At 39.9% G+C, this 22,312-nt stretch carries 23 protein-coding genes; 5 read left to right on the top strand and 18 right to left on the bottom strand.

What is annotated here, in order from left to right:
• Positions 1-111 precede the first annotated feature (111 nt).
• From cytR to hslU, 4 genes are all read left to right on the top strand, one after another.
• On the top strand, positions 112-1,119 hold the full coding sequence (gene cytR / locus HC728_RS03755; RefSeq protein WP_012533023.1) for a DNA-binding transcriptional regulator CytR: 1,008 nt from the start codon (positions 112-114) through the stop codon (positions 1,117-1,119).
• 171 nt (positions 1,120-1,290) lie between these two features.
• On the top strand, positions 1,291-1,866 hold the full coding sequence (locus tag HC728_RS03750) for an SPOR domain-containing protein (RefSeq protein WP_065641107.1): 576 nt from the start codon (positions 1,291-1,293) through the stop codon (positions 1,864-1,866).
• Between the two features lie 179 nt (positions 1,867-2,045).
• Complete coding sequence (hslV, locus tag HC728_RS03745) at positions 2,046-2,570, top strand: ATP-dependent protease subunit HslV (RefSeq protein WP_005421069.1); 525 nt, start codon at positions 2,046-2,048, stop codon at positions 2,568-2,570.
• A 19-nt stretch (positions 2,571-2,589) separates the two neighbouring features.
• Entirely contained in the window at positions 2,590-3,924 is a 1,335-nt protein-coding gene (gene hslU, locus HC728_RS03740; RefSeq protein ID WP_005421071.1) for an HslU--HslV peptidase ATPase subunit, read from the top strand.
• A gap of 82 nt (positions 3,925-4,006) precedes the next feature.
• On the opposite strand, the gene HC728_RS03735 is transcribed toward hslU, so the two are convergent.
• Positions 4,007-4,411 (bottom strand): OsmC family protein, encoded by a 405-nt coding sequence (locus HC728_RS03735; RefSeq protein WP_012534317.1) that lies wholly within the window; start codon positions 4,409-4,411, stop codon positions 4,007-4,009.
• Positions 4,412-4,656: 245 nt separating this feature from the next.
• Between HC728_RS03735 and crp the strand changes: the two genes are divergently transcribed.
• Positions 4,657-5,289, top strand: a complete 633-nt coding sequence (gene crp, locus HC728_RS03730) for a cAMP-activated global transcriptional regulator CRP (protein WP_005421074.1) — start codon at positions 4,657-4,659, stop codon at positions 5,287-5,289.
• A gap of 74 nt (positions 5,290-5,363) precedes the next feature.
• Here the strand turns inward: crp and HC728_RS03725 are convergent, their stop codons facing one another.
• From HC728_RS03725 to pilM, 17 genes are all read right to left on the bottom strand, one after another.
• Positions 5,364-6,158, bottom strand: a complete 795-nt coding sequence (locus tag HC728_RS03725; RefSeq protein WP_012533221.1) for a DUF1338 domain-containing protein — start codon at positions 6,156-6,158, stop codon at positions 5,364-5,366.
• An 11-nt stretch (positions 6,159-6,169) separates the two neighbouring features.
• Positions 6,170-7,627, bottom strand: a complete 1,458-nt coding sequence (gene astD, locus HC728_RS03720) for a succinylglutamate-semialdehyde dehydrogenase (RefSeq protein WP_065641108.1) — start codon at positions 7,625-7,627, stop codon at positions 6,170-6,172.
• 12 nt (positions 7,628-7,639) lie between these two features.
• Positions 7,640-8,656 (bottom strand): arginine N-succinyltransferase, encoded by a 1,017-nt coding sequence (gene astA, locus HC728_RS03715; RefSeq protein ID WP_012533280.1) that lies wholly within the window; start codon positions 8,654-8,656, stop codon positions 7,640-7,642.
• 67 nt (positions 8,657-8,723) lie between these two features.
• The gene (locus HC728_RS03710; protein WP_065641109.1) at positions 8,724-9,938 is read right to left on the bottom strand and encodes an aspartate aminotransferase family protein; all 1,215 of its coding nucleotides are present in this window, start codon (positions 9,936-9,938) and stop codon (positions 8,724-8,726) included.
• Positions 9,939-10,242: 304 nt separating this feature from the next.
• Positions 10,243-10,821 carry an aminodeoxychorismate/anthranilate synthase component II gene (locus HC728_RS03705; protein ID WP_005421080.1) on the bottom strand — a complete coding sequence of 193 codons (579 nt, stop codon included), beginning with the start codon at positions 10,819-10,821 and terminating at the stop codon, positions 10,243-10,245.
• A gap of 88 nt (positions 10,822-10,909) precedes the next feature.
• A complete protein-coding gene (trpS, locus tag HC728_RS03700) occupies positions 10,910-11,926 on the bottom strand; it encodes a tryptophan--tRNA ligase (RefSeq protein ID WP_005421081.1) in 1,017 nt (338 codons plus the stop codon).
• A 119-nt stretch (positions 11,927-12,045) separates the two neighbouring features.
• Positions 12,046-12,729, bottom strand: a complete 684-nt coding sequence (locus HC728_RS03695; RefSeq protein WP_005421082.1) for a phosphoglycolate phosphatase — start codon at positions 12,727-12,729, stop codon at positions 12,046-12,048.
• A gap of 5 nt (positions 12,730-12,734) precedes the next feature.
• On the bottom strand, positions 12,735-13,412 hold the full coding sequence (gene rpe, locus HC728_RS03690; RefSeq protein ID WP_005421083.1) for a ribulose-phosphate 3-epimerase: 678 nt from the start codon (positions 13,410-13,412) through the stop codon (positions 12,735-12,737).
• Positions 13,413-13,579: 167 nt separating this feature from the next.
• Positions 13,580-14,410 carry an adenine-specific DNA-methyltransferase gene (gene dam, locus HC728_RS03685; RefSeq protein WP_012534276.1) on the bottom strand — a complete coding sequence of 277 codons (831 nt, stop codon included), beginning with the start codon at positions 14,408-14,410 and terminating at the stop codon, positions 13,580-13,582.
• A gap of 82 nt (positions 14,411-14,492) precedes the next feature.
• A complete protein-coding gene (locus tag HC728_RS03680) occupies positions 14,493-16,016 on the bottom strand; it encodes an SPOR domain-containing protein (RefSeq protein ID WP_065622797.1) in 1,524 nt (507 codons plus the stop codon).
• An 8-nt stretch (positions 16,017-16,024) separates the two neighbouring features.
• Positions 16,025-17,113, bottom strand: a complete 1,089-nt coding sequence (aroB, locus tag HC728_RS03675) for a 3-dehydroquinate synthase (RefSeq protein WP_011262699.1) — start codon at positions 17,111-17,113, stop codon at positions 16,025-16,027.
• Positions 17,114-17,149: 36 nt separating this feature from the next.
• Positions 17,150-17,668 carry a shikimate kinase AroK gene (aroK, locus tag HC728_RS03670; protein ID WP_005421091.1) on the bottom strand — a complete coding sequence of 173 codons (519 nt, stop codon included), beginning with the start codon at positions 17,666-17,668 and terminating at the stop codon, positions 17,150-17,152.
• Between the two features lie 224 nt (positions 17,669-17,892).
• Positions 17,893-19,581 (bottom strand): type IV pilus secretin PilQ, encoded by a 1,689-nt coding sequence (locus HC728_RS03665; RefSeq protein ID WP_012533907.1) that lies wholly within the window; start codon positions 19,579-19,581, stop codon positions 17,893-17,895.
• 86 nt (positions 19,582-19,667) lie between these two features.
• Positions 19,668-20,186 carry a pilus assembly protein PilP gene (locus HC728_RS03660; protein WP_005421095.1) on the bottom strand — a complete coding sequence of 173 codons (519 nt, stop codon included), beginning with the start codon at positions 20,184-20,186 and terminating at the stop codon, positions 19,668-19,670.
• Positions 20,179-20,757, bottom strand: a complete 579-nt coding sequence (locus HC728_RS03655; protein WP_005421098.1) for a type 4a pilus biogenesis protein PilO — start codon at positions 20,755-20,757, stop codon at positions 20,179-20,181. Before HC728_RS03655 ends, HC728_RS03660 begins: the two co-directional genes overlap by 8 nt.
• Positions 20,757-21,323, bottom strand: coding sequence for a PilN domain-containing protein (locus HC728_RS03650; RefSeq protein ID WP_190395127.1), 567 nt, complete (start codon positions 21,321-21,323; stop codon positions 20,757-20,759). The genes HC728_RS03655 and HC728_RS03650 overlap by 1 nt, the downstream gene beginning before the upstream one ends.
• Positions 21,308-22,309, bottom strand: coding sequence for a type IV pilus biogenesis protein PilM (pilM, locus tag HC728_RS03645; protein ID WP_017019994.1), 1,002 nt, complete (start codon positions 22,307-22,309; stop codon positions 21,308-21,310). The genes HC728_RS03650 and pilM overlap by 16 nt, the downstream gene beginning before the upstream one ends.
• Between the last annotated feature and the right edge of the window lie 3 nt (positions 22,310-22,312).

Genomic DNA, 22,312 nt, shown 5'->3' with positions numbered 1-22,312 from the left:
TTTTTGTTAAACGAGCCGTATTTAAATCTTTATTTTATGAATAAAATATCTTCTCATTCAAATAGAGCAATCGTTTACTTTTAAGATAAAAGTATTGGGGAGAAGATAATTATGGCGACAATGAAGGACGTTGCTTTATCGGCAGGAGTGTCAACAGCAACGGTATCACGAGCACTAATGACACCAGAAAAAGTATCATTATCCACTCGTAAGCGCGTTGAAGATGCAGTATTAGAAACGGGTTACTCACCCACCACGTTAACTCGAACATTACGACGCAATGAATCAAAAACCATTGTGACGATTGTGCCTGACATTTGCGATCCTTACTTTAGCGATATCATTCGCGGCATTGAAGATGCAGCCGTTGAAAATGGTTATGTCATCTTAGTAGGCGATAGCAGTCAACAGAAAAAACGTGAACACTCCTTTGTTAACCTTGTATACACCAAACAAGTCGACGGTATGGTATTACTTGGTTCAGACCTCCCTTTTAACGTTAGTCGCCAAGAACAAAAAAATTTACCGCCTCTTGTGATGGCGTGTGAATATGCACCAGAATTAGAACTACCAACTGTTCATATCGATAACCTTACAGCAGCCTATGAAGCAGTTAACTACCTAACTAAACTAGGGCATAAAAACATCGCAGAATTATCTGGCCCTGAAAGCTCCGCGCTCTGTCAGTTTCGACACCAAGGTTACCAGCAAGCACTTCGCCGAGCGGGTATCACCATGAATGCCTCTTATGTTCAATATGGTGATTTCACTTTCGAAGCAGGTGCAAAAGCAATAACTCAACTTCTTTCTCTTTCAACGCCACCAACTGCCGTCTTTTGTCATAACGATATTATGGCAATCGGAGCGATTCAAAAAGCGAAACAAATGGGCTTTAGAGTACCTCAAGACATTTCTATCATGGGATTTGATGATATTGAATTCTCTCAATATTGTGATCCAGCATTAACCACGATTTCGCAACCTCGTTATGAAATTGGTCGTCAATCCATGTTGATGCTACTTGAATTATTAAAAGGCCATGATGTTCGTTCTGGCTCACGATTACTCGAATCATCATTAATCGTAAGAGAGAGTACGGCGTCCCCAAAAAACAAATAAGCGCCTTTAATTCATTCTTTGAACGACATTAAACGTAAAAAGTCATAATTCTAGATAATCAATTTGTCTAAATAGTGACTTTTTGCGTACTTTTTTACACAAATACTGGTATGAGTTCACACAACTGATTACCATAAACGACCATCAGTGAATTTGTGTAAAGTAAAGATCGTGGCCAATAAAGATTATGTAAAACGTGGACGCTCTCCTAAGAAAGCGACAAAAAAAACAACTAAGAAAAAAGGCGCTAAACAACCTATGTCTAACGGCTCTACGCCGTGGAAAGCGGTTGCTGTTGCAGCTCTTCTAGTTATGGTTTTTGGCTACGCACTCTATTTCCTTAATGACTCACCAGAGCCAGAAGTAAAAGCACCAATAACCGAAGTTGTTCCTGTTAAACCGAAGAAACCAACATCAACAGAAGACATCCCACCACTGCCAGAAGAGCAATGGAGCTACATGGATGAGCTGCCAAATAAAGAAATAACAGTTGAACAAAAAGAATTAAAAGTATCTGAGATCCCTTACATTATGCAGTGTGGTGCTTATAAAAACCGCTCACAAGCTGAAGAACGTAAGATGAATATCGCTTTCCAAGGCATAACCTCTACTGTTCGTCATGCTGAAGGAAGTAGCTGGTATAAAGTGGTGCTTGGCCCATATAAATTCAAACGTGATGCAGAGAAAGATCGTCACAAACTGCAACGCGCAAAAATCGAACCTTGTGCTATTTGGAAAGATCAATAAAACCATCATCCGAAATCAATAACACATCACATATTTAATAAAAGGAGCCCATTGAGTGCTCCTTTTTTCTATCTATTCATCTTGAAAAGCGTCTTACCTTCCCCCATTACAATAGTAATAATCATGAAGATGGTCGTCTGCTTTCATTTATTGGCGCCATCGAAAAAGAGGTTTTACTCGTGACTACAATTGTTTCTGTACGCCGTGAAGGCAAAGTCGTGGTTGCTGGCGATGGCCAAGCATCTCAAGGCGATATGATCGCAAAAGGCAACGTAAAAAAAGTACGTCGCTTATACAATGACTCAGTATTAGTTGGCTTTGCTGGTAGCACAGCTGATGCATTTATTCTGTTCGACCTGTGTGAACGTAAGCTAGAAATGCATCAAGGTAATCTAACAAAAGCCGCAGTAGAACTAGCAAAAGAGTGGCGTAGTGACCGTGCATTGCGTCGTCTTGAAGCAATGCTAATTGTTGCGGATAAAACAACATCATTAATCATCAGTGGTACAGGTGATCTAATCAATGCTGATAATGACTTATTAACTATTGGTTCTGGTGGTTATTTCGCTCGTTCTGCAGCAACAGCGCTGTTAGAAAACACCGATTTAGACGCTCGCGAAATTGCAACTAAAGCACTGACTATTGCTGGCGATATCGATGTATACACCAACCACAACCACACAGTTGAAGAACTGAACGCTTAATCAAGAATAAGGAATTACCATGTCTGAGATGACTCCTCGTGAAATCGTACACGAATTAGATAGCCATATTATTGGTCAAGATAAAGCAAAACGTTCAGTTGCCATTGCACTTCGTAACCGTTGGCGTCGTATGCAACTTGCTCCTGAGTTGCGCACAGAAGTAACACCAAAAAACATTCTGATGATTGGTCCAACAGGTGTCGGTAAAACCGAAATCGCTCGTCGTTTAGCAAAACTTGCAAACGCACCTTTCATCAAAGTTGAAGCAACTAAATTCACTGAAGTGGGTTACGTTGGTAAAGAAGTAGAAAGCATCATTCGTGATTTAACCGATGTTGCTATTAAAATGACGCATCAACAAGCGGTTGAAAAAGTAAAATTCCGAGCTGAAGAGCACGCAGAAGATCGCATTCTAGATATCTTACTGCCACCAGCTCGTGACGCTTGGGGTAATAATGAAGAAGGCGATAACGATTCTGGTACACGACAATCTTTCCGTAAAAAATTACGCGAAGGTAAGTTAGACGATAAAGAAATCGAAGTGGATGTTGCAGCACCTCAAGTTGGCGTTGAAATCATGGCTCCTCCAGGTATGGAAGAGATGACAAACCAACTTCAAGGTATGTTCCAAAACCTATCAGGCGGCAATACAACCAAAAAGCGCAAGATGAAAATCGTTGATGCACTTAAAGCGCTAACAGAAGAAGAAGGTGCGAAGCTGGTTAACCCTGAAGAGCTAAAAGAACAAGCTATCTTCAATGTAGAAAACCACGGTATCGTGTTTATCGATGAAATTGATAAAATCTGTAAAGGTTCAAACTCTCACTCTGGTGATGTATCTCGTGAAGGTGTTCAACGTGATTTACTTCCATTAGTAGAAGGCAGCACGGTTAGTACTAAACACGGCATGGTGAAAACCGATCATATGTTATTCATCACTTCAGGTGCATTCCAAATGGCAAAACCATCTGACTTGATCCCTGAATTACAAGGTCGTTTACCAATCCGTGTTGAACTTGAAGCGCTAACAGCAAATGATTTCAAACGCATTTTAACTGAACCTAATGCATCATTAACTGAGCAATACATTGCTCTATTAGCGACCGAAAATGTAAAAGTTGAATTTACTGAAGATGGCATCAGTCGTATTGCTGAATCCGCATTCCAAGTAAATGAAACCACTGAAAACATCGGTGCTCGCCGTCTACACACAGTGATGGAACGACTAATGGAAGAGATCTCTTATGATGCTTCTGAAAAAAATGGCGAAAGCTTAATTGTTGATGCTGAGTATGTAAGTTCACGCCTAGGTGAGCTTGTTGCTGATGAAGACCTAAGCCGCTTCATTCTGTAATCTCTCATAGCTTAAAAATAAAGCCTCGCAAGGGTTAACTTGCGAGGCTTTTTAATATTAACTCACCCTGTAGTTCTAAAGTTTAAGCAGAGATAATTTCCCATGAGTGCGTCATTTTTACGCCCTCACCAAGCATTAAACATACAGAGCAATATTTCTGTAATGAATCCGCAGTGACTCTCTCGACAACCGTTGAATCTAGGTTGTTACCTGTTACTTCAAAGTGAATATTAATGTAAGTAAACAACTTTGGTGCAGTTTCACGACGCTCACTAGATAGCTTAGCAACGCAAGCTGTGACTTCTTGATTTGCCGATTTAAGTCCATCAACAACATCAACAGAACTGCATCCTCCAGCAGCCATTAAGACCATTTCCATCGGACTTGGTGCTTTTTCTCCCCCATTACCATCCATAACAATAGAGTGACCTGATTGAGATTGACCTAGAAAAGACAATCCCTCAATCCATTTAACTTCAGCGTTCATAAAAGCCTCTTTACTACTTAAAAGGAAAACTCGTGATCCATTTCACGAAACTGTGCCCTTGGTCGCACAATTCATACGATCAAAGTCAAGAAATCAATTGCGAAACAAGGTATGATTTTGTTAATTATCTCAACGAACATGCAGCCTTGTTCCGATAACCATATTGTATAGGCCAAACTGATATTTGGCTCAGTTATTTTAAAATGGACATCGCCTACTTGGCAAACGCAGAGGAAGTATAAAGTATGGTTCTAGGTAAACCTCAAACAGATCCAACATTAGAGTGGTTCTTGTCTCACTGTCACATTCATAAGTACCCTTCAAAGAGCACGCTAATTCACGCGGGTGAAAAAGCGGAAACTCTTTACTACATTGTAAAAGGTTCTGTTGCTGTACTTATCAAAGATGAAGAAGGTAAAGAAATGATCCTTTCTTACCTAAACCAAGGTGACTTCATTGGTGAGCTTGGCTTATTTGAAGAAGGTCAAGAGCGTTCAGCGTGGGTTCGTGCGAAAAGCCCTTGTGAAGTAGCAGAAATTTCATTCAAGAAATTCCGCCAACTTATCCAAGTTAACCCAGATATCCTAATGCGTCTTTCTGCGCAAATGGCAACTCGTCTACAAATCACTAGCCAAAAAGTAGGTGACTTAGCATTCCTAGACGTAACAGGCCGTATCGCTCAAACGCTACTGAACCTTGCTAAACAACCTGATGCAATGACTCACCCAGACGGCATGCAAATTAAGATCACTCGTCAAGAGATCGGTCAAATTGTTGGTTGTTCACGTGAAACTGTTGGCCGTATCTTGAAGATGCTTGAAGAGCAAAACCTGATTTCAGCGCACGGCAAAACAATTGTAGTTTACGGTACTCGTTAATTTAACGTCGTTACCATAAGCAAATAAAAACGCAGCTCAATAGCTGCGTTTTTTTATGTCTAGAGATGACAGCTTTACCCGTCAGTACTTTCAAAGATTTTATCCGCAGAAGCCGCAACAAACCCTTTGTATAACTCACCATTTGGTAACTCATAGCGTTTAGCAAATTCGTAAAATCCACCAGGGATCTCAAACTCACCATCACTAAATTTAACCATCACTTTATCCGCCATTGTAGATGATTGCTCTAAACAAACCTCTGGAGAGCCTTTTACTTCTCCACCAACCTCATTAATACTAAATCCAGCATTACGTAAGTGCTGATTAACATCAACCACTTCATCAAAACCATCAAGTTGATTAACATACACGGTAAAATGATTCGCTCCATAACCATGAGCAGCTAACCAAGAAGCATACTCACTCTCTTTTGCTAACACCTTATATTCATCAAAACTTAAAGACCACGGTCTTCCTGAAGACAGAAAGTCACGAGTTGCAAAATAATGAGCAGGAACTTGTTCTACTAATGATTTAATTATGGTTTGAGCATCATCAGATAATTTTTCAACCAATAGCTCACTGATAAACACAAGTGGTGCATTAGGATCTGGGTGCTCAAAATGTTGCGCTTTCAATTTTTTAGCAATAAATTCATATTCATCACACGGTTTATACCCAATAGCTAAAAAGGGCGCGGCTAATGTGGATAAACCAACCTTAGGCAAATTAAACGTCCGCAAGGCAATATGATCATTTACAATATCACCACCACTGGATAGCAATTGATGCACTTGGTCTGCCGATGGCGACAAACGTGTAATATAGTCTTGCCATAATGATGAAAAAAGTGTGTTTACATTATTCATTTTCAGCACTCCTACAAAGTTAAACCTGGAGATAATTGCTCAGGAATCTCACATGCATCACCTTCCATTGATGCCATCGGATAAGCACAATAATCTGCCGCATAATAAGCACTTGGTTTTAAGTTGCCTGATGCACCCGGCCCACCAAATGGCGCATCACCACTTGCTCCTGTTAATTGACGATTTCGATTCACAATTCCAGCTCGAATATGCTCAACGAAATAATCCCATTCACTGTCATCGGTTGAAACTAATCCCGCAGATAATCCATAGCGAGTGTCATTAGCAAGCTCCACAGCTTGCGCTAATGTGGTGTAACGTATGACTTGCAATAGTGGGCCAAAGTATTCTTCATCAGGTAATTCCGCGACATTTGTTGCATCTATTATCCCTGGAGATACAAACGCATGCCCCAAACTTCTCGCTTCCAGTAACGATTCACCGCCTAATGCTTGTAACTTTTTCTGAGCATTTAAGATAAATTCAGCCGCAGCAATCGATATTTGTGACCCCATAAATGGCGTCGTTTCAGAAAAAGGTTGATCAACATGAATATTTTTCGTGACGTCAACTAAACGTGCTAATAAAGCATCACCCTTTTCACCTTCAGGAACATACAAGCGTCGAGCACAAGTACAGCGTTGTCCTGCACTAATAAATGCAGATTGCACTATGGTATATACCGTTGCATCTAAATCACCGAATGCTTTTGATATCACCATTGGGTTATTGCCTCCCATTTCGAGAGCCAACATTTTCCCCGTATCACCCGCAAATTGACGGTGTAGGATGTGACCAGTATTCGCACTGCCTGTAAATAAAAGGCCATCAATACCTTTCGCATTTGCTAATGCCTCACCCGTTGATCGCGCACCCTGAACAAGATTAATGACCCCTTTAGGTAATCCTGCCTTTTGCCAAAGCTTCATGATCACTTCACTTGTCCATGGTGTTTGTTCCGATGGCTTTAATACCACCGTATTTCCTGCAAGTAACGCAGGAACAATATGACCGTTAGGTAGGTGCCCAGGGAAGTTATACGGACCAAAGACAGCCATAACACCTAATGGGCGATGTCTAAGTACAATTTTATTTCCTGCGGCTTCACGCTCTTTATAGGGGGTTCTTTCATGGTAAGCTCGAATCGATATCGCTATCTTCCCCACCATTGCACCTGCTTCTGTTTTGGTTTCCCAAAATGGCTTACCCGTTTCTTTTGCTATTACTTCTGCAATCGAATCCGCATTATCTTTCACTAGCTCAGCAAAGCGTTCCACAATGGCTTGGCGATTTTCAAATGGCAATTTCTTCCACTCAATAAAAGCATTACGAGCAGCATTCACAGCAGACTCGACCTGAGCCTCAGTGGCACTTTCGCCTTTCCACACCACCTCACTGTTATAAGGGCTTAACGATTGTATCGTTTCACCTTCGCCTGAAACCCAATCACCTGCAATCCAATGTGTCATATTCTATGTCCCCTATTGAGCTAATAAACGTACGTAATCATCAACGTCAACTTGCAATGCTTCTGCTGCTTCTGGTGTTAAATGAACAGTATCAGTGGCTTTATCATAGGCAGCCGTTGTTGCGGTTGCTCTAAAATTTTCAAATGACGTATTTGCAATCAAATACTGTTGTGAACTGCTGTGCTCTGTAATAATCACTTTGGCTTTAAACGAATTACGAACTGACTCTATACTGCGTAAATCACATTCAACGGTTGGGCCTGCATCAAAAATATCTACGTAGCCACGACAACGGAACCCTTCATTCTCTAAAAGTTTTAAAGCAGGTTTTGTATTGTCATGAACTTTACCGATTACAGCCTGAGCTTCTTTACTTAATAGGCTGACATAAATAGGAAGTTTTGGCATAAGATCTGCGATAAAGCCTTTGTAGCCAATGCCAGTTAAGTAATCAGCTTCAGTAAAATCGATAGAGAAAAAATGCTTTTGTAGCCACTTCCAAAATGGCGATTCACCTTCTTTATCTGAAACACCGCGCATTTCAGCAAAAATGGTATCGGAGAAGCGATGGGGATGCTCTGCCATCATCAAAAATCGAGCTTTCGACATCAACCGCCCATTTAATCCTTCTCGATATTCAGGACGAAGAAATAAGGTACATATCTCGGTACTTCCTGTGTAATTACTACCAAATGTCAGCACTTTCACGACATTATGTACATCTAATTTACGAGAAAAATGCACGACTTTACTAATATGATAATTATAGAATGGCGAATCTAAACCGACAGCTGCTTCAATGCCAGTTGTACCAGTTACCTCTCCAGTAACTGAATCTTGACCAACCATGAGGTAGCCTTCAACACCCGGCTCTGTCACGTCTTTCTGAAAGCTATCTATCGAATGATCGATACGATTTCTTAACTGTTCTTCATTAACAGGAAGCGAAGTGAACCCATGTCCAGATTCAACAGCACATTGATGAAGGGCAGGATAATCTTCTTGAGTAATAGGACGGATAACAAGCATCAATATTCCCTCCGATGCCAAAAACAAAGGCAACTCGACCATGAGTTGCCTAATATTCTTTAAAGCGTTATTTCGTTAGAGAAGCAAGTGCCTTATCTAAGCGCTCAAAACCTAACTCAACTTCTTCTTTTGTAATCACTAATGATGGGGTAAATCGAACCACATTAACGCCAGCAACAAGTACCATCAAACCTTGCTCTCCTGCTGCCACCAATATGTCACGAGCTCGACCTTGCCACTCTTCATTTAGAGCAGCACCAAGCAATAAACCTTTGCCTCGGATCTCTGAAAACATATGATATTTGGCATTTAATGCTTCTAGACTCGAACGGAACCATTGCTCGCGCTCTTTAACGCCATTTAAAACGTCAGGTTTTGATACTTCTTCAACCACCGCTTCCGCAATAGCACAAGCAAGTGGATTACCACCATAAGTCGAACCATGGGTTCCTACTTTTAAATGCTGAGCCAGTTCAGTCGTAGTGAGCATAGCTCCGATAGGGAAACCACCACCAAGTGATTTAGCAGTACTGAGAATATCAGGTGTAACGCCTAAACCTTGATAGGCATAAAAATCACCAGTTCGGCCATTACCTGTTTGAACTTCATCAAAAATCAGCAGTGCATTGTACTTTTCACATAATGCTTTTACGCCTTTTACAAATTCAGAAGTAGGCGAAACTATCCCCCCTTCTCCCTGTAATGGCTCCATCATTACCGCACACGTTTTATCAGACATGTGTGCTTCAAGTTCAGCAAGGTTATTGTATTCTAAATGAGTAATATCACCCGGTTTAGGACCAAAACCATCAGAATACGCAGCTTGACCGCCAACGGTTACAGTAAAGAAAGTTCGACCATGAAAGCCTTGTTTAAAAGCAATTATTTCACTCTTTTCTTCGCTATGAACATCCACAGCCCAACGACGCGCTAACTTCAACGCCGCTTCATTCGCTTCAGCACCTGAGTTAGCAAAAAATACTTTTTCAGCAAAAGAGACTTCAGTTAACTTTTTAGCGAGTCGAATAGCTGGCTCATTGGTCATAACATTACTTAAATGCCACAACTTTTGTGACTGCTCTTGTAGTGCATTAACCATAATAGGATGACAGTGGCCTAAACAGCTCACTGCAATACCTCCAGCAAAATCAATGTAATCCTTACCCGTTTGGTCCCATACTCGAGCTCCCTCGCCTTTTACAGGGATCACTTCCATTGGGTTATAACAAGGTACCATTACATCATTAAAATCTTTACGTTCAACTTGTGAATTGGTCGTCATCACACTTTCCTTCTGCGTATGCCGTTATCCTGCATAATATTTACAAACCATTAACCTTTTCAATAGCACAAAATTCTTTTTTTGAACTAAAAAAGCATTAACCGATACAATTCAATGACTGATAAATCAGTTTTTTAGAATAGTTATAAACTCAAGCTATCGCAGCTTGCTTGATATGTAAACGATTTTATAAGAACAGAAACGCACCACCCTATGCATAAAGTTGCACAAAAATAAAAACGTTATAAAAGTAAAGAAAAAGTAAGAAGGGTGAGCTAGATCGCTCATCATTATGAGGTAATAGTTATTTTTGGATAAAGTTACGTAAGATCTCATGACCTTGTTCAGTCAAAATAGACTCAGGGTGAAACTGTACGCCTTCAATAGGTAAACTTTTATGACAAAATCCCATGATCTCATCCATGTCACCTGATTCAGTTTCTGTCCATGCAGTCACTTCAAAGCACTCTGGTAGTGTCTCTTTTTTCACAATCAATGAGTGGTAACGTGTCACCGTAAGCGGGTTATTTAACCCTTTGAAAACGCTACGGCTAGTGTGAGTAATTGCAGAAGTTTTACCGTGCATGACTTTTTTAGCTCGAACCACATCCCCACCAAATACTTGAGCAATGGATTGATGGCCTAAGCATACGCCAAGAATCGGTAATTTACCGGCGAAATACTTAATGGCTTCTAATGAAATGCCAGCTTCATTTGGGGTACATGGACCTGGGGAGATAACTAAATGAGAAGGGTTTAGTGCTTCAATACCTACAATATCGATTTCATCATTACGAACGACTTTTACTTCAACACCCAATTCACAGAAATACTGATATAGGTTGTAAGTAAACGAATCATAATTGTCGATCATTAATAGCATAAAAGAACTACTTTATAAGATGGATAAAATAAAAATTGCTCGCAGGTCAGCCTACGAGCAATTGATGGAACTTAAATACAATAAGGCGCTATGGGCGAGTAACAAAACCTACTGCTTCATACGCTTTTTTCAATGTCACAGCTGCACGCTCAGACGCTTTCTCAGCACCCGCTTTCATTACTGCATCCATATAAGCACGATCTTCACGAATACGCTTGTATTCTTCTTGGATCGGCTCAAGCATAGTAACAATCGCTTCACCCACATCTTTCTTGAAAGGACCGTACATTTCAACACCTTGGTATTGTGCTTCGATCTCTTCAAACGTTTTGCCAGTCGCAGCAGAGTACAGACCCATAAGGTTTGAAATACCTGCTTTATTTTCCCAATCGTGAGCAATGCGTGGTGGCATTTCTGCATCCGTTTGTGCTTTATTGATCTTCTTAAGAATTGACTTAGGCTCTTCTAACAGCGTGATTACGTTCTTACGGTTATCATCTGATTTAGACATTTTCTTCGTCGCATCTTGTAGGCTCATAACACGAGCATTCACTTGTGGAATGTAAGGTTCTGGCACAGTAAAGATTGGCGCTTCTGGGCTATAAATATTATTAAAGCGTGTTGCGATATCTCGCGCTAATTCTAAGTGTTGTTTCTGATCACTACCTACAGGCACTTGATGTGCACCATAAAGTAGAATATCCGCTGCCATTAGCACTGGGTAATCAAATAAACCAACATTGACATCATTTGAATGACGTGCTGATTTATCTTTAAATTGAGTCATACGGCTCAACTCACCCATTTGAGTGTAACAGTTAAGAAGCCAACCAAGCTGAGCATGCTCTGGAACGTGTGACTGAACAAATAGCGTGCTCTTCTTTGGATCAACACCAACTGCTAGACAAATTGCCAACGCATCTAGTGTCGCTTCATGCAGTGCTTTAGGATCTTGACGAACCGTAATTGCATGCAAATCTACCACACAGTACTGACAATCATAATCGTCTTGCATCTGTTGCCATTGACGTAGAGCACCCAAGTAGTTACCGATACTTAGTTCACCTGATGGTTGAACGCCACTTAATACGATGGGCTTGCTCATGGTTATGATTCCTTGTTTAACTGTAAAAATTAAATGATCCACTGTGGGATCATTTAATGGTTATTCTATATAGTTTGATAAGCCTGAACATTAATAGTCACTGTACTTATCAATGAATACTATCTTGCCATACTCAACACGGCTAATAAATACTTAAATTCATCGCTAACTACATCAGGTTGGCTATCTGAGATAGGTTCACCATGATTATAGCCATAAGTCAGTGCAAAGCTATGACATCCGGCAGCTTGAGCCGCTTGAATATCATTTTTAGAATCCCCGACCATTAGCATTTGAGGCGCCGTTAAACCATGTTTATCAAGCAGCCAATTTAGCGCAAAAGGATTCGGTTTCTTCTCGGCGAACGTATCACCACCAATCACATCACTAAATAAGTGAGTAAGCTGATGCTGCTCAAGAAGTTCAGGTACAAATTGAGACGGTTTGTTCGTTACCAACGCCAAGGTATAACCTTGCTGATGCAATCGTTCTAACGTGTCTTTGACATCAGGATAGAGGTGACTAAGTTGATGACCGCCGTCATGATAATGTTGATCTAATCTTGCACGAGCTTGCTTTATTAATTCAGCATCAAGATCATCTTTCACGATATAGTTTTGACTTAACGCGCGAGAAACGAGTACATCTGCACCATTACCAATCCAATGAGATGCTTGCTCTAATGTAACGCGAGGGTATCCCATGTCTTGCATCGCAAGATCCACCGCTCGAGCTAAATCAGGAACGCTATCAAGTAGCGTTCCATCTAAATCAAAAGCGATCAGTTTGATATCTTCAAACATGAACCTTAGTTACCTTTTACTTTTGCTAATTCAGCACGCATTTCATCAATCACTTCTTTGTAGTTTGGTTGATTAAAGATAGCTGAACCTGCAACAAACATATCTGCACCCGCTTCTGCGATTTCACGGATGTTATCCACTTTTACGCCACCATCAATTTCAAGACGAATATCACGACCTGACTCGTCAATCATTTTGCGTACTGCACGTAGCTTATCAAGTGTATTTGGAATGAAAGATTGACCGCCAAAGCCTGGGTTTACAGACATTAGTAAGATCATATCCACTTTGTCCATGATGTATTCAAGGCATGATAATGGTGTTGCTGGGTTTAAAACTACACCAGCCTGACAACCGTGCTCTTTGATTAATTGAAGTGTACGATCAATATGCTCTGAAGCTTCTACATGGAAAGTGATCATTGTTGCACCCGCTTTTGCAAACTCAGGAACAATACTATCAACAGGCTTAACCATTAAATGAACATCAATAGGAGCTGTGATGCCATAATCACGTAATGCTTTACAGATTGGAGCACCAAAAGTTAAATTTGGAACATAGTGGTTATCCATTACATCGAAGTGAACCACATCAGCACCTGACGCTAGTACTTTTTCAACGTCTTCGCCTAGACGAGCGAAATCAGCAGAGAGAATAGATGGTGCGATCAAAAAATCTTTCATGTTGAGCCTCAGGTTAGTAATTATTTAGATACCGCTAAATTGATATAGCGCAATCGATTAAATCGACGGCGCAATTCTACCTGATATTTTGGGGGCTGTCTTATGTGAATAAAGGGACACAAATCACATAAATCTGGCGTTCGAAGAAAAAAGAGTCTTAAGTTAACTTATTCTGTGCATTTAGGTGCATGAAACAAAGCCATAAGCTCATCCACTTTATTTCGCCCTGCCCCATTTCGGCTAATGGTTCTTTTCACTTTAATCGTATTAAGTGTCGCACCATGATATAAGCGTCGAGTCAATGTTGTGTCGTGATTTGAAATCAATACGGGTATATCACGCTCAAATGCGGCTTTCTCTGCAACATCAGCTAATGCAGCTTGATCATCCAACGAAAAACCATTTCCTGCATAAGAGGTAAAGTTAGCGGTCGTTGATAACGGCGCATAAGGAGGATCACAATAAACAACCGCACCTTTGCGAGCACGTTTAAATGTATCCATATACCCTTCACAAACAAATGTTGCTTTCTTCGCTTTTTCAGCAAAAAACACCATCTCTTTTTCTGGGAAATATGGTTTTTTATACGAACCAAATGGCACATTAAAGCCACCTTTCTTGTTATAACGGCATAAACCATTAAAACCATGACGATTCATGTATAAAAACAATAACGAACGACGATAAGTATCAGTACACTGATTAAACTCAACACGTAACGCTAAATACACTTCTTTTTTATTGTATTCAGGTTGAAATAACGCGCGAGCGTCTTCAATAAAACGCTGCGGTTCATCTTTAAGGTGATTATAAAGATTGATAAGATCTGGATTAATATCCGCTAATAGATAATGATCATAATCTGTATTCAAAAATACAGAACCCGCCCCAACAAAAGGCTCTATCAATTTTCTAGCATCAGGGAGATGACGTTGAATTTCTTCTACTAGGCTATATTTACCGCCAGCCCACTTGAGAAATGCGCGATGCTTTTTCATACGTCTTTTACGCCTTTTTACCTTAATCCAGAAAGCGGGGGATTGTACCCTATTTTTTAGCTAGGATCTGTTTATCTTATGGTTATTTTACAGAATCAATCTCGCGATGGACTTGTACTAACGATTTAGCCCAAGGACCCAAGCTTTGAACTGACGCTGGCAAAGTTTTTACTGCTCCACGAGCGGATGAAATTGATTCATAATCACCATAACTAACAATATACCAAATAGAACCATTTCTTAATGCTTGATAAATACGAGCAGAACCTTCTATTTTATGGTCATCCAAAAATTCTTGCACCGCCTCTTCATTAGTCAAAGCAGCTAATTGCAATATATAACGCTTACTTGAAATCGCTTTTAGCTCTTTATCCGCTAAAGTAAATGTAATTTTAGAGTCTGCTTTGTCAGGCGTTACTGTAGAAACCGATGTTTTTTCATCTTTTTTCTTACTTTCAGATGTTGTTTTTGGTTTATCCGCTTTTTCTTGTGTTGCTGTAGGTGCTTTTTCAACCGTTGGCTTTTCTTCTGGTTGAACAGGTTCAACGTCCAGTGTTGGTTTCTCTTGTACTTCTTTATCTTCAGTTACTAAAGAGTCAACTAACTCTGAAGGAACAACCACACGCTTACCTTCTTCTTCCGTTGTCTCAGCAATGATCGGAGTATCAATTACATCTGGTGGAATAGAATGCGTATCGTCTTCTGGTTGATTTGTTTTATCTACTTCAGTATCAATTGACGTTGGATTTCCATCTAAATCTAATGCAACTCGAGTATCTTGCTCTAATGTGTTATCGACAATAGATGAAATTGGCATCGTTGATGATTGATTTAACCACCAATACGCTCCAGCAGAACCAAGTAATAAAACAGACGCTAGTCCTAAAATACCAACAGGTGATCGAGTCACCGAACGAATAATAACGCGACGCTCTGTTTTCTTCTCCCCAAGAGCAACTAGTTCAGCGGGCAGACGCTTACATTTACGGGCCAAAGTACGAAGACGCGATTTTTCGTCTTTATCGACAGCAAAACGAACCACTAACATTTCAGCAAAAGTAACGGCTTCTTCTTCTGTTAATGGATTAATATCAATATCAACAGGTTTATTATCCTGCCCATAAGACATTTGAGACAGTGTTTGAGTTAGCTTTCCTTTTTCAGCAAATAATAAAATATTAATTTGCCAATTTGGTGCCGATTGCGCTTTTTGAACCAATAGCCATAACTCACTTAGAAGCTCAGATGAAAGCAAATGCGCATCATCAATCGCTAAGACTAAGTTACACTTTTCACCAGCAAGCATTCGACCAACACTATCGACAACAGAATCAGACTCATTAAACAAAGGGTCTCGAACCACTTGCTTTAAAATAATGCCACGCTGTTGTTGAATAGATTGATTTGGGTGACACATCAATAGCACTTGATCTGCATCATCACACCATTTTTCAAGGTAACGCTGAGCTAGCCACGATTTACCAGAGCCTTTGACTCCTTCTATGTGAACTAAATTAGAACCAAAACGAGAAACAAACTGAATGCGGGATAACACATCAATTTGGCTTTCTAATTCCAAAACAGTTAAATCATGACCAATACTCATATCTTTTTCTATGCCTTACATTGCTCAATTACTTCAGCAAGTACGCTTTCAGAAACACCTGTAACTACTTCAGAGCTACCAATGGAAGTTGGTAGAACCAAACGCAATTTACCTGATAAGACCTTCTTATCACGCATCATGTGCTTCATAAACGCATCTACTGTCATTTCTTTTGGTGCTTTTAATGGTAACTTGGCTTTTTCTAAGATAGAACAAATGCGCTCTACATCAGACTGGGAAATTAATCCCTCTTTTTGCGCGGTTACCGCTGCCATAACCGTTCCGGCAGAAACTGCTTCACCATGAAGCCAATTACCGTAACCCATTTCAGCTTCAATCGCATGACCAAAAGTATGACCTAGGTTCAAGAGTGCACGCATTCCTGATTCTTTTTCATCTTTAGCAACGACATCCGCTTTGATTTGACAACAACGTGAAATCGCATAAATCAACGCATCATGATCTAACGCGTATAATTTATCCATATTCTCATCAAGCCAATCAAAAAACTCTCTATCAACAATGATGCCATATTTAATCACCTCAGCCATTCCTGCAGCAAATTCACGCTCAGGTAATGTTTTAAGGCAGTTTATATCAATAATAACGGCTTTTGGTTGATAGAAAGCACCAACCATATTCTTACCAAGGGGGTGATTAATGGCCGTCTTGCCGCCAACAGATGAATCAACCTGAGAAAGAAGCGTGGTAGGTATTTGAATAAAGTCGACACCTCGTTGATAGCAAGCAGAAGCAAAACCAACAACATCACCAACAACACCACCACCTAAAGCAACAATCGTCACATCACGACTGTGATTTTCTTCAAGTAAGAAAGTAAGTATTTGGTTAAAAGTATCTAAATTTTTATATTGTTCACCATCGTCTAATTCAAGCAGTGATACTTGGCATTCAAAGGTGTTTAAAGTGTCAATAATTTGTTGGGCATACAGAGGCGCAACCGTCACATTACTAATAACGACAACACGTTTTTTGGCAGGTATTACAGATGAAAAATGCGCCGGGTTGCAAAACAACTCGGCGCCGATAGAGATGGGATAGCTACGTTCTGCTAAATCTACATGAATCGTTTCCATGATTCGTTCCCACTTTATGTCTATTAATTGCTTAAATTAACGCTCTTCAAGCATTTGAATGATTTGGTTTGCAACTACTTTTGCACTTTGATCATCGGTACGAACAACGTAATCAGACACTTCTTCATAAAGTGCGTTACGTTCTTTCGCTAGTGCTTCTAACACTTCACGAGGCTCATCAGTTTGAAGCAGTGGACGTTTTTTATCACGTTGTGTGCGTGCTAACTGCTTCTCAATTGTAGTTTCAAGATATACAACAACACCACGAGCAGATAAACGATTACGACTCTCTTTACTAATTACAGAGCCACCACCCGTCGCAAGAACAATACCTTGCTCTTGAGTAAGATCGTTAATCACACCTTCTTCACGTTTACGGAAACCTTCTTCACCTTCAACATCGAAAACCCAAGCAATATCTGCGCCTGTGCGTTCTTCGATTACCGTATCAGAATCAAGAAACTCCATATGAAGTTGTTGAGCTAAGTGTCTACCAATTGTGCTTTTGCCGGCGCCCATTGGGCCAACAAGGAAAATATTTCGTTTTTCAGCCATTTTTCAGAAATTATGCAAAGTTCATTAACGACATTGCCAACAGTTGTCTCTTTAATAGACGCTCGCCTGTGGCACCATATTCCTCACAGATATTTCGTGATCAGACCGAAAATTATCTCAGCTAACTAGTAGTGATTGCAATAGCTAGATGAAAAGTTCAGCATAATTATTTTTTTTTACCGCTTTTTTTCCTATAAATCATGCTGAATTTGAATACTATCTCATTACTGTATAACAACTTTTGGCGTAACGAATATCAATAATTCTTTTTTACCTATATTTTCAGAGCTTCGACGAAATAACGCCCCAAGCAGAGGTAAGTCACCAAGAAGAGGCACTTTCTCAACGCTATTTGATAACGAATGTTGATAAATACCACCTAAAACAACCGTTTCTCCATTATCAACTAATACTTGAGTACCAATACGTTGAGTATCAATAGCTACCGCCTCACCAGTACCCGTTTTAACCACTTGCCCTGGTCTATCTTGTGTTACCGTTAAGTCTAAAACTAATCGATTATCAGGCGTAATTTGTGGCGTCACCATTAAGCTTAATACCGCTTTTTTAAATGAAACGGATGTTGCCCCACTGGATGAAGCTTCTAAGTAAGGGATCTCTGTACCTTGTTCAATATACGCAGGTTTCTTATTGGTGGTAATCAAACGTGGACTAGAGATAATCTCAGCCTTAGATTCAGCTTGAAGTGCCGAAAGTTCTAAATCAAGCAATAAATCAGAGCCTAATTTCGCCACCTGAAAAGCAATGCTTGAAGCGGCAGGATTCGCTAGCCCTAAGTTCACATTTAAGAAATCATCGACAGGAAGACTATTATTGCCACTCTTCTTATCATCACTTCCACCGCCATCATACAATCCCACAGCGGCTAAATTGCTTTCAATAGAGCCACCAACTGTTGTACTGCCGTTGGTATTGGTTATCCCCCAACGAACCCCTAACTCATCTAAGTTACCTTCATTTACCGTTACAATACGAGCTTCAATTTGAACCTGTTTAATTGGAATATCTAACGTATCAATGATGTCTTTGATTACCGTAATGTTCTCTGGAAGGTCTCTTAACAATAAAGAGTTTGTACGTTCATCTACCGTGATACTGCCACGGCTAGATAACATGGTAATTTCACCTTCACCAACAAGCAGCTCTGCAATATCTGACGCTTTAGCGTATTTAATGGAAAGGATCTCAGATGATAGCGCAGCCAGCTCAGATGCCATTTGAGCTTGCTCTAATACTTGCTGCTCTTGTGCATCAAGTTCTGTTTTGGGTGCGATCAAAACAACGTTACCCTCGACACGTTTATCTAACCCTTTAACTTGAAGAATAATATCAAGCACTTGCTGCCATGGCACACCATCCAGACGTAAGGTTAAATTCCCCGTAACAGAGTCAGCAACAACCAAGTTAAAATCATTATAATCCGCGATCAGCTGCAATACATGACGAACTGGAATATCTTGAAAGTTAATCGAAATAGGCTTACTTTTATCTTCACTATTCGAGCTAATTGGCGATTTTTTCTCACTTTCTGGCAATTGAGATACCACCACTTGCAAAGAAGGTCCTTTTAGGAAGTAGTCATATTGATAGTCGCCTTTAACATCAACAGATAAAACAGTACTACTTGGCTCTCTAAATGTTTCAATACGAGAAACAAGAGTGGCAAAATCTTCAACATCTAAGATAACCAATTTATCATCGCTGACTTTGGTGTCATGCAATTCAATAATCAACTTATCTTTTTCTTTACGTAAATCCACCGTCGCAGCAGCAGAAGCTAACTCTACTGTTATGACACCTTCTTTTTTCTTACTTAGTTGAAAATCTACTTCAACAAGCTGATTCATCACTGACTCTTCAGCAATGGCATTCAAATGAACGAAACTGAACATAATAAATGCACATAACCGAATACAATATGAATTGATGAGTTTATTGCGTCCTAGCGACATGAGAGATTCCTAATCCTTTATTTCAATTAATGTTTCAACGCCAGTTTTACATATCTTTGTTGCCAGCATCCCATTCCATCTGGCAGGGTTTCTTTCAACGTAATTTGTTTTGATTTAATCGCAACCACTTGACCATTATTGGTCCCCATGTACTGCCCTTTGCGAACTTTAATCACACTCCCTTTCGGTGTTTGTATTAAAGCGGTAATGTCTTGGTCTGCTCCCATCACGCCTTTTAAACGTAACTTACGCAATGAATATCGCTCTAATGCTCCCGTTTTTTTTCTGTATTTCGGCTGCCAACACGTTTTTTTCTTTTTCGGTTGGGTTACCCGCTCAGGTTGCTTAGGAAGAACAAAGGGGGAGCGTGCTTCTGATTGGGCATACACTTCCACCTCAAAAGGTACAACGTTAGCTAATACTTCCACCTCTTTATGTCCTGATCGTTTAGCATCAGTATAAAAAGTATCAAGAGAGTCCTTATTCGCTTTACACCCAACCATCAACATCAAGGTTATGGCTGAAACAAACATCCGACTATTCATGGTCCCCCCTAAACTGGTAGGTATAAGCCATTACACGAAAGTGCAATGTACTACTCTCCTTACTCACCCTTTGAATATCTATGTTTTCCAAGCTGACAATACGTGGTAAATCAGCCATGGCTTCAGAGAACGAGCCGATGTCGTGATATTGCCCTGTCAGCTCAATATTCAGAGGTAACTTATATAAAAAGGTTTTATTTTGCTTCTCACCCCAGTCAATCCGAGTAAAAGTCAGCTTATTTTGAATACCAACCTGGTTGATACCCGAAAGCATGCTTGCTAACTCTTTTTGAGCGGGTAGCTGCTGTGACAAAAACTCATATCGTAGATTCAATTCATTCAATTGATCTTTCATTTTGGGCATAGCAGCAACTTGGTTATATTTATATTTCACCGTTGTTTTTAAGCTTATTTCATCCAATTTTGACTGCTCGATACTTTCTTGTATTGGTTGTAACCAAAACCAATATCCAGCACCTTGAATACATAAACACAACAACAAAATCACTAACAGCTGCGGAACAATCGGCCATTCCGTAATTTCATCTAAATCTAATTCACGCCAATCCATTACGACGGTTCCTTTTTCACTGGAGGAAGTAATTTAAATGAGACTTCAAAACTACTGACATCATGACCAAATATTTTTTGTCCAGAGACAATAGAGTGCATTTCTACTGAGGTAATTTGAGAGGAACGCTCTAATTTATCCAACATGCTTGCTAGTCGAGAGTTGCTATCACTGAACCCCTTAATCTCAACTTCCCTTTCATACATGCGTACTTTATTTAGATAAATACCTTCAGTAATGATGTCGGGTAAAATGTTCAATAGCTGAGTGGTTTTGTTTCGGTTCTGCTGTAACTGTTCGACAACATCAAGACGAGTTAATATCGCTTCATGCTCCTTTCCAACTTCGTTAAGATCTTTTAATTCATTGTTTAACCAAGAGATATGCTTTTCTAACGATTGCTTACGTTGTGTCTGAATCGAAACTTGTTGCTCTAGATATTGCGCAATCCCCCATTGAATACCGACAGATAGCGTCACCCCTGCACAAAGTAATGCAATAAAACGTTGCTTATATCTTGCTCTCTGCTTTTCTCGCCAAGGTAGTAGGTTTATTTGGTAAGCCATTCGATCCCTCTCAATGCCAATCCAAGAGCTGATGCGTATTGATTTTTTTGTTCATGAAACGAACCCACTCTTTTCTTTGGCGTTTGAAACAAAGAAAGAAGATTTAAATCCACCGTTGGTAGCGATAGTTCGTAGCTTAACGAATCCGATAATCCCGGTAGCATAGAGCCACCACCAGTAATCCATACTCCTTCAACCTTATGTTGGTTAACCGATGAATAAAGAGTAACTTGACGATGAATATGTTCAGATAACTGCTTAATAAAAAGCGTCCCAGCGGACAGGTCAATTGAGTTATCTTCGTTAATTGAGTTTGTCTCTTTCTCTTGAGCTACAGCACCAAATGAAATGTGTTTGCTATATAAATGTTGACTCGGAGAAGCAATACAGAAAACAGTCTGCATATAACCAATATCGATCAGCATCCAATTCTTTTTGTCGGGATAAACCGCTATCGCTCTCTGCCATAACGTTAAAAGTGCATTTGAATGAGCATCTGCAAGCACAGGTTTAAGTCCAGCAGATTCAAAACAACGCTGACGAGAGTTAATTAAATCTTTTCGGGTCGCAAAAACTTGGTAAGTGATCGTCTGTAAGCTGCCAGTCCCTCTATGTTCAGAGGCAACATAATCAATATTAAGGTCATCTGATGAAAAAGAAGAATGCTGCTCAAAATTATGGGCAATCGCAAATTCCGTTTCTCGTTCATCGAGTTGACTATCAATTTGCACTACTTTGCTCGTAATACTGCTATCAGGGATAGAGAACGCGATTTGCTTTTGATTTAGCTTTAACTGTTTCTTTATTCGAGATAAATAAGGCTTTAATTCTTCGACATTTAAATTATTGGTATCCACAAATACAGATTCAGGCAATAAAACTTCAAAAGAACTAACGAGATCTAATTGACCTTTCTTTAACCTTACAGATACGGCTTTAATGCTATGATGCCCTACATCTAAACCTGTAATAGTGGGGTAGATCATCCT

The sequence above is a fragment of the Aliivibrio sp. S10_S31 genome (assembly GCF_014694495.1).
In the GTDB taxonomy this organism is placed as follows: domain Bacteria; phylum Pseudomonadota; class Gammaproteobacteria; order Enterobacterales; family Vibrionaceae; genus Aliivibrio; species Aliivibrio fischeri.
Note: the sequence above shows the minus strand (reverse complement) of the source record. Positions and strands in the feature narration are given on the sequence as shown.

Coding starts and splice junctions, on each gene's coding strand:
- cytR (WP_012533023.1), top strand. CDS start 112: ATGGCGACAATGAAGGACGTTGCTTTATCGGCAGGAGTGTCAACAGCA.
- hslU (WP_005421071.1), top strand. CDS start 2,590: ATGTCTGAGATGACTCCTCGTGAAATCGTACACGAATTAGATAGCCAT.
- HC728_RS03735 (WP_012534317.1), bottom strand. CDS start 4,411: ATGAACGCTGAAGTTAAATGGATTGAGGGATTGTCTTTTCTAGGTCAA.
- crp (WP_005421074.1), top strand. CDS start 4,657: ATGGTTCTAGGTAAACCTCAAACAGATCCAACATTAGAGTGGTTCTTG.
- HC728_RS03725 (WP_012533221.1), bottom strand. CDS start 6,158: ATGAATAATGTAAACACACTTTTTTCATCATTATGGCAAGACTATATT.
- astD (WP_065641108.1), bottom strand. CDS start 7,627: ATGACACATTGGATTGCAGGTGATTGGGTTTCAGGCGAAGGTGAAACG.
- astA (WP_012533280.1), bottom strand. CDS start 8,656: ATGCTTGTTATCCGTCCTATTACTCAAGAAGATTATCCTGCCCTTCAT.
- HC728_RS03710 (WP_065641109.1), bottom strand. CDS start 9,938: ATGACGACCAATTCACAAGTTGAACGTAAAGATTTTAATGATGTAATG.
- HC728_RS03705 (WP_005421080.1), bottom strand. CDS start 10,821: ATGCTATTAATGATCGACAATTATGATTCGTTTACTTACAACCTATAT.
- trpS (WP_005421081.1), bottom strand. CDS start 11,926: ATGAGCAAGCCCATCGTATTAAGTGGCGTTCAACCATCAGGTGAACTA.
- HC728_RS03695 (WP_005421082.1), bottom strand. CDS start 12,729: ATGTTTGAAGATATCAAACTGATCGCTTTTGATTTAGATGGAACGCTA.
- rpe (WP_005421083.1), bottom strand. CDS start 13,412: ATGAAAGATTTTTTGATCGCACCATCTATTCTCTCTGCTGATTTCGCT.
- dam (WP_012534276.1), bottom strand. CDS start 14,410: ATGAAAAAGCATCGCGCATTTCTCAAGTGGGCTGGCGGTAAATATAGC.
- HC728_RS03680 (WP_065622797.1), bottom strand. CDS start 16,016: ATGAGTATTGGTCATGATTTAACTGTTTTGGAATTAGAAAGCCAAATT.
- aroB (WP_011262699.1), bottom strand. CDS start 17,113: ATGGAAACGATTCATGTAGATTTAGCAGAACGTAGCTATCCCATCTCT.
- aroK (WP_005421091.1), bottom strand. CDS start 17,668: ATGGCTGAAAAACGAAATATTTTCCTTGTTGGCCCAATGGGCGCCGGC.
- HC728_RS03665 (WP_012533907.1), bottom strand. CDS start 19,581: ATGTTCAGTTTCGTTCATTTGAATGCCATTGCTGAAGAGTCAGTGATG.
- HC728_RS03660 (WP_005421095.1), bottom strand. CDS start 20,186: ATGAATAGTCGGATGTTTGTTTCAGCCATAACCTTGATGTTGATGGTT.
- HC728_RS03655 (WP_005421098.1), bottom strand. CDS start 20,757: ATGGATTGGCGTGAATTAGATTTAGATGAAATTACGGAATGGCCGATT.
- HC728_RS03650 (WP_190395127.1), bottom strand. CDS start 21,323: ATGGCTTACCAAATAAACCTACTACCTTGGCGAGAAAAGCAGAGAGCA.
- pilM (WP_017019994.1), bottom strand. CDS start 22,309: ATGATCTACCCCACTATTACAGGTTTAGATGTAGGGCATCATAGCATT.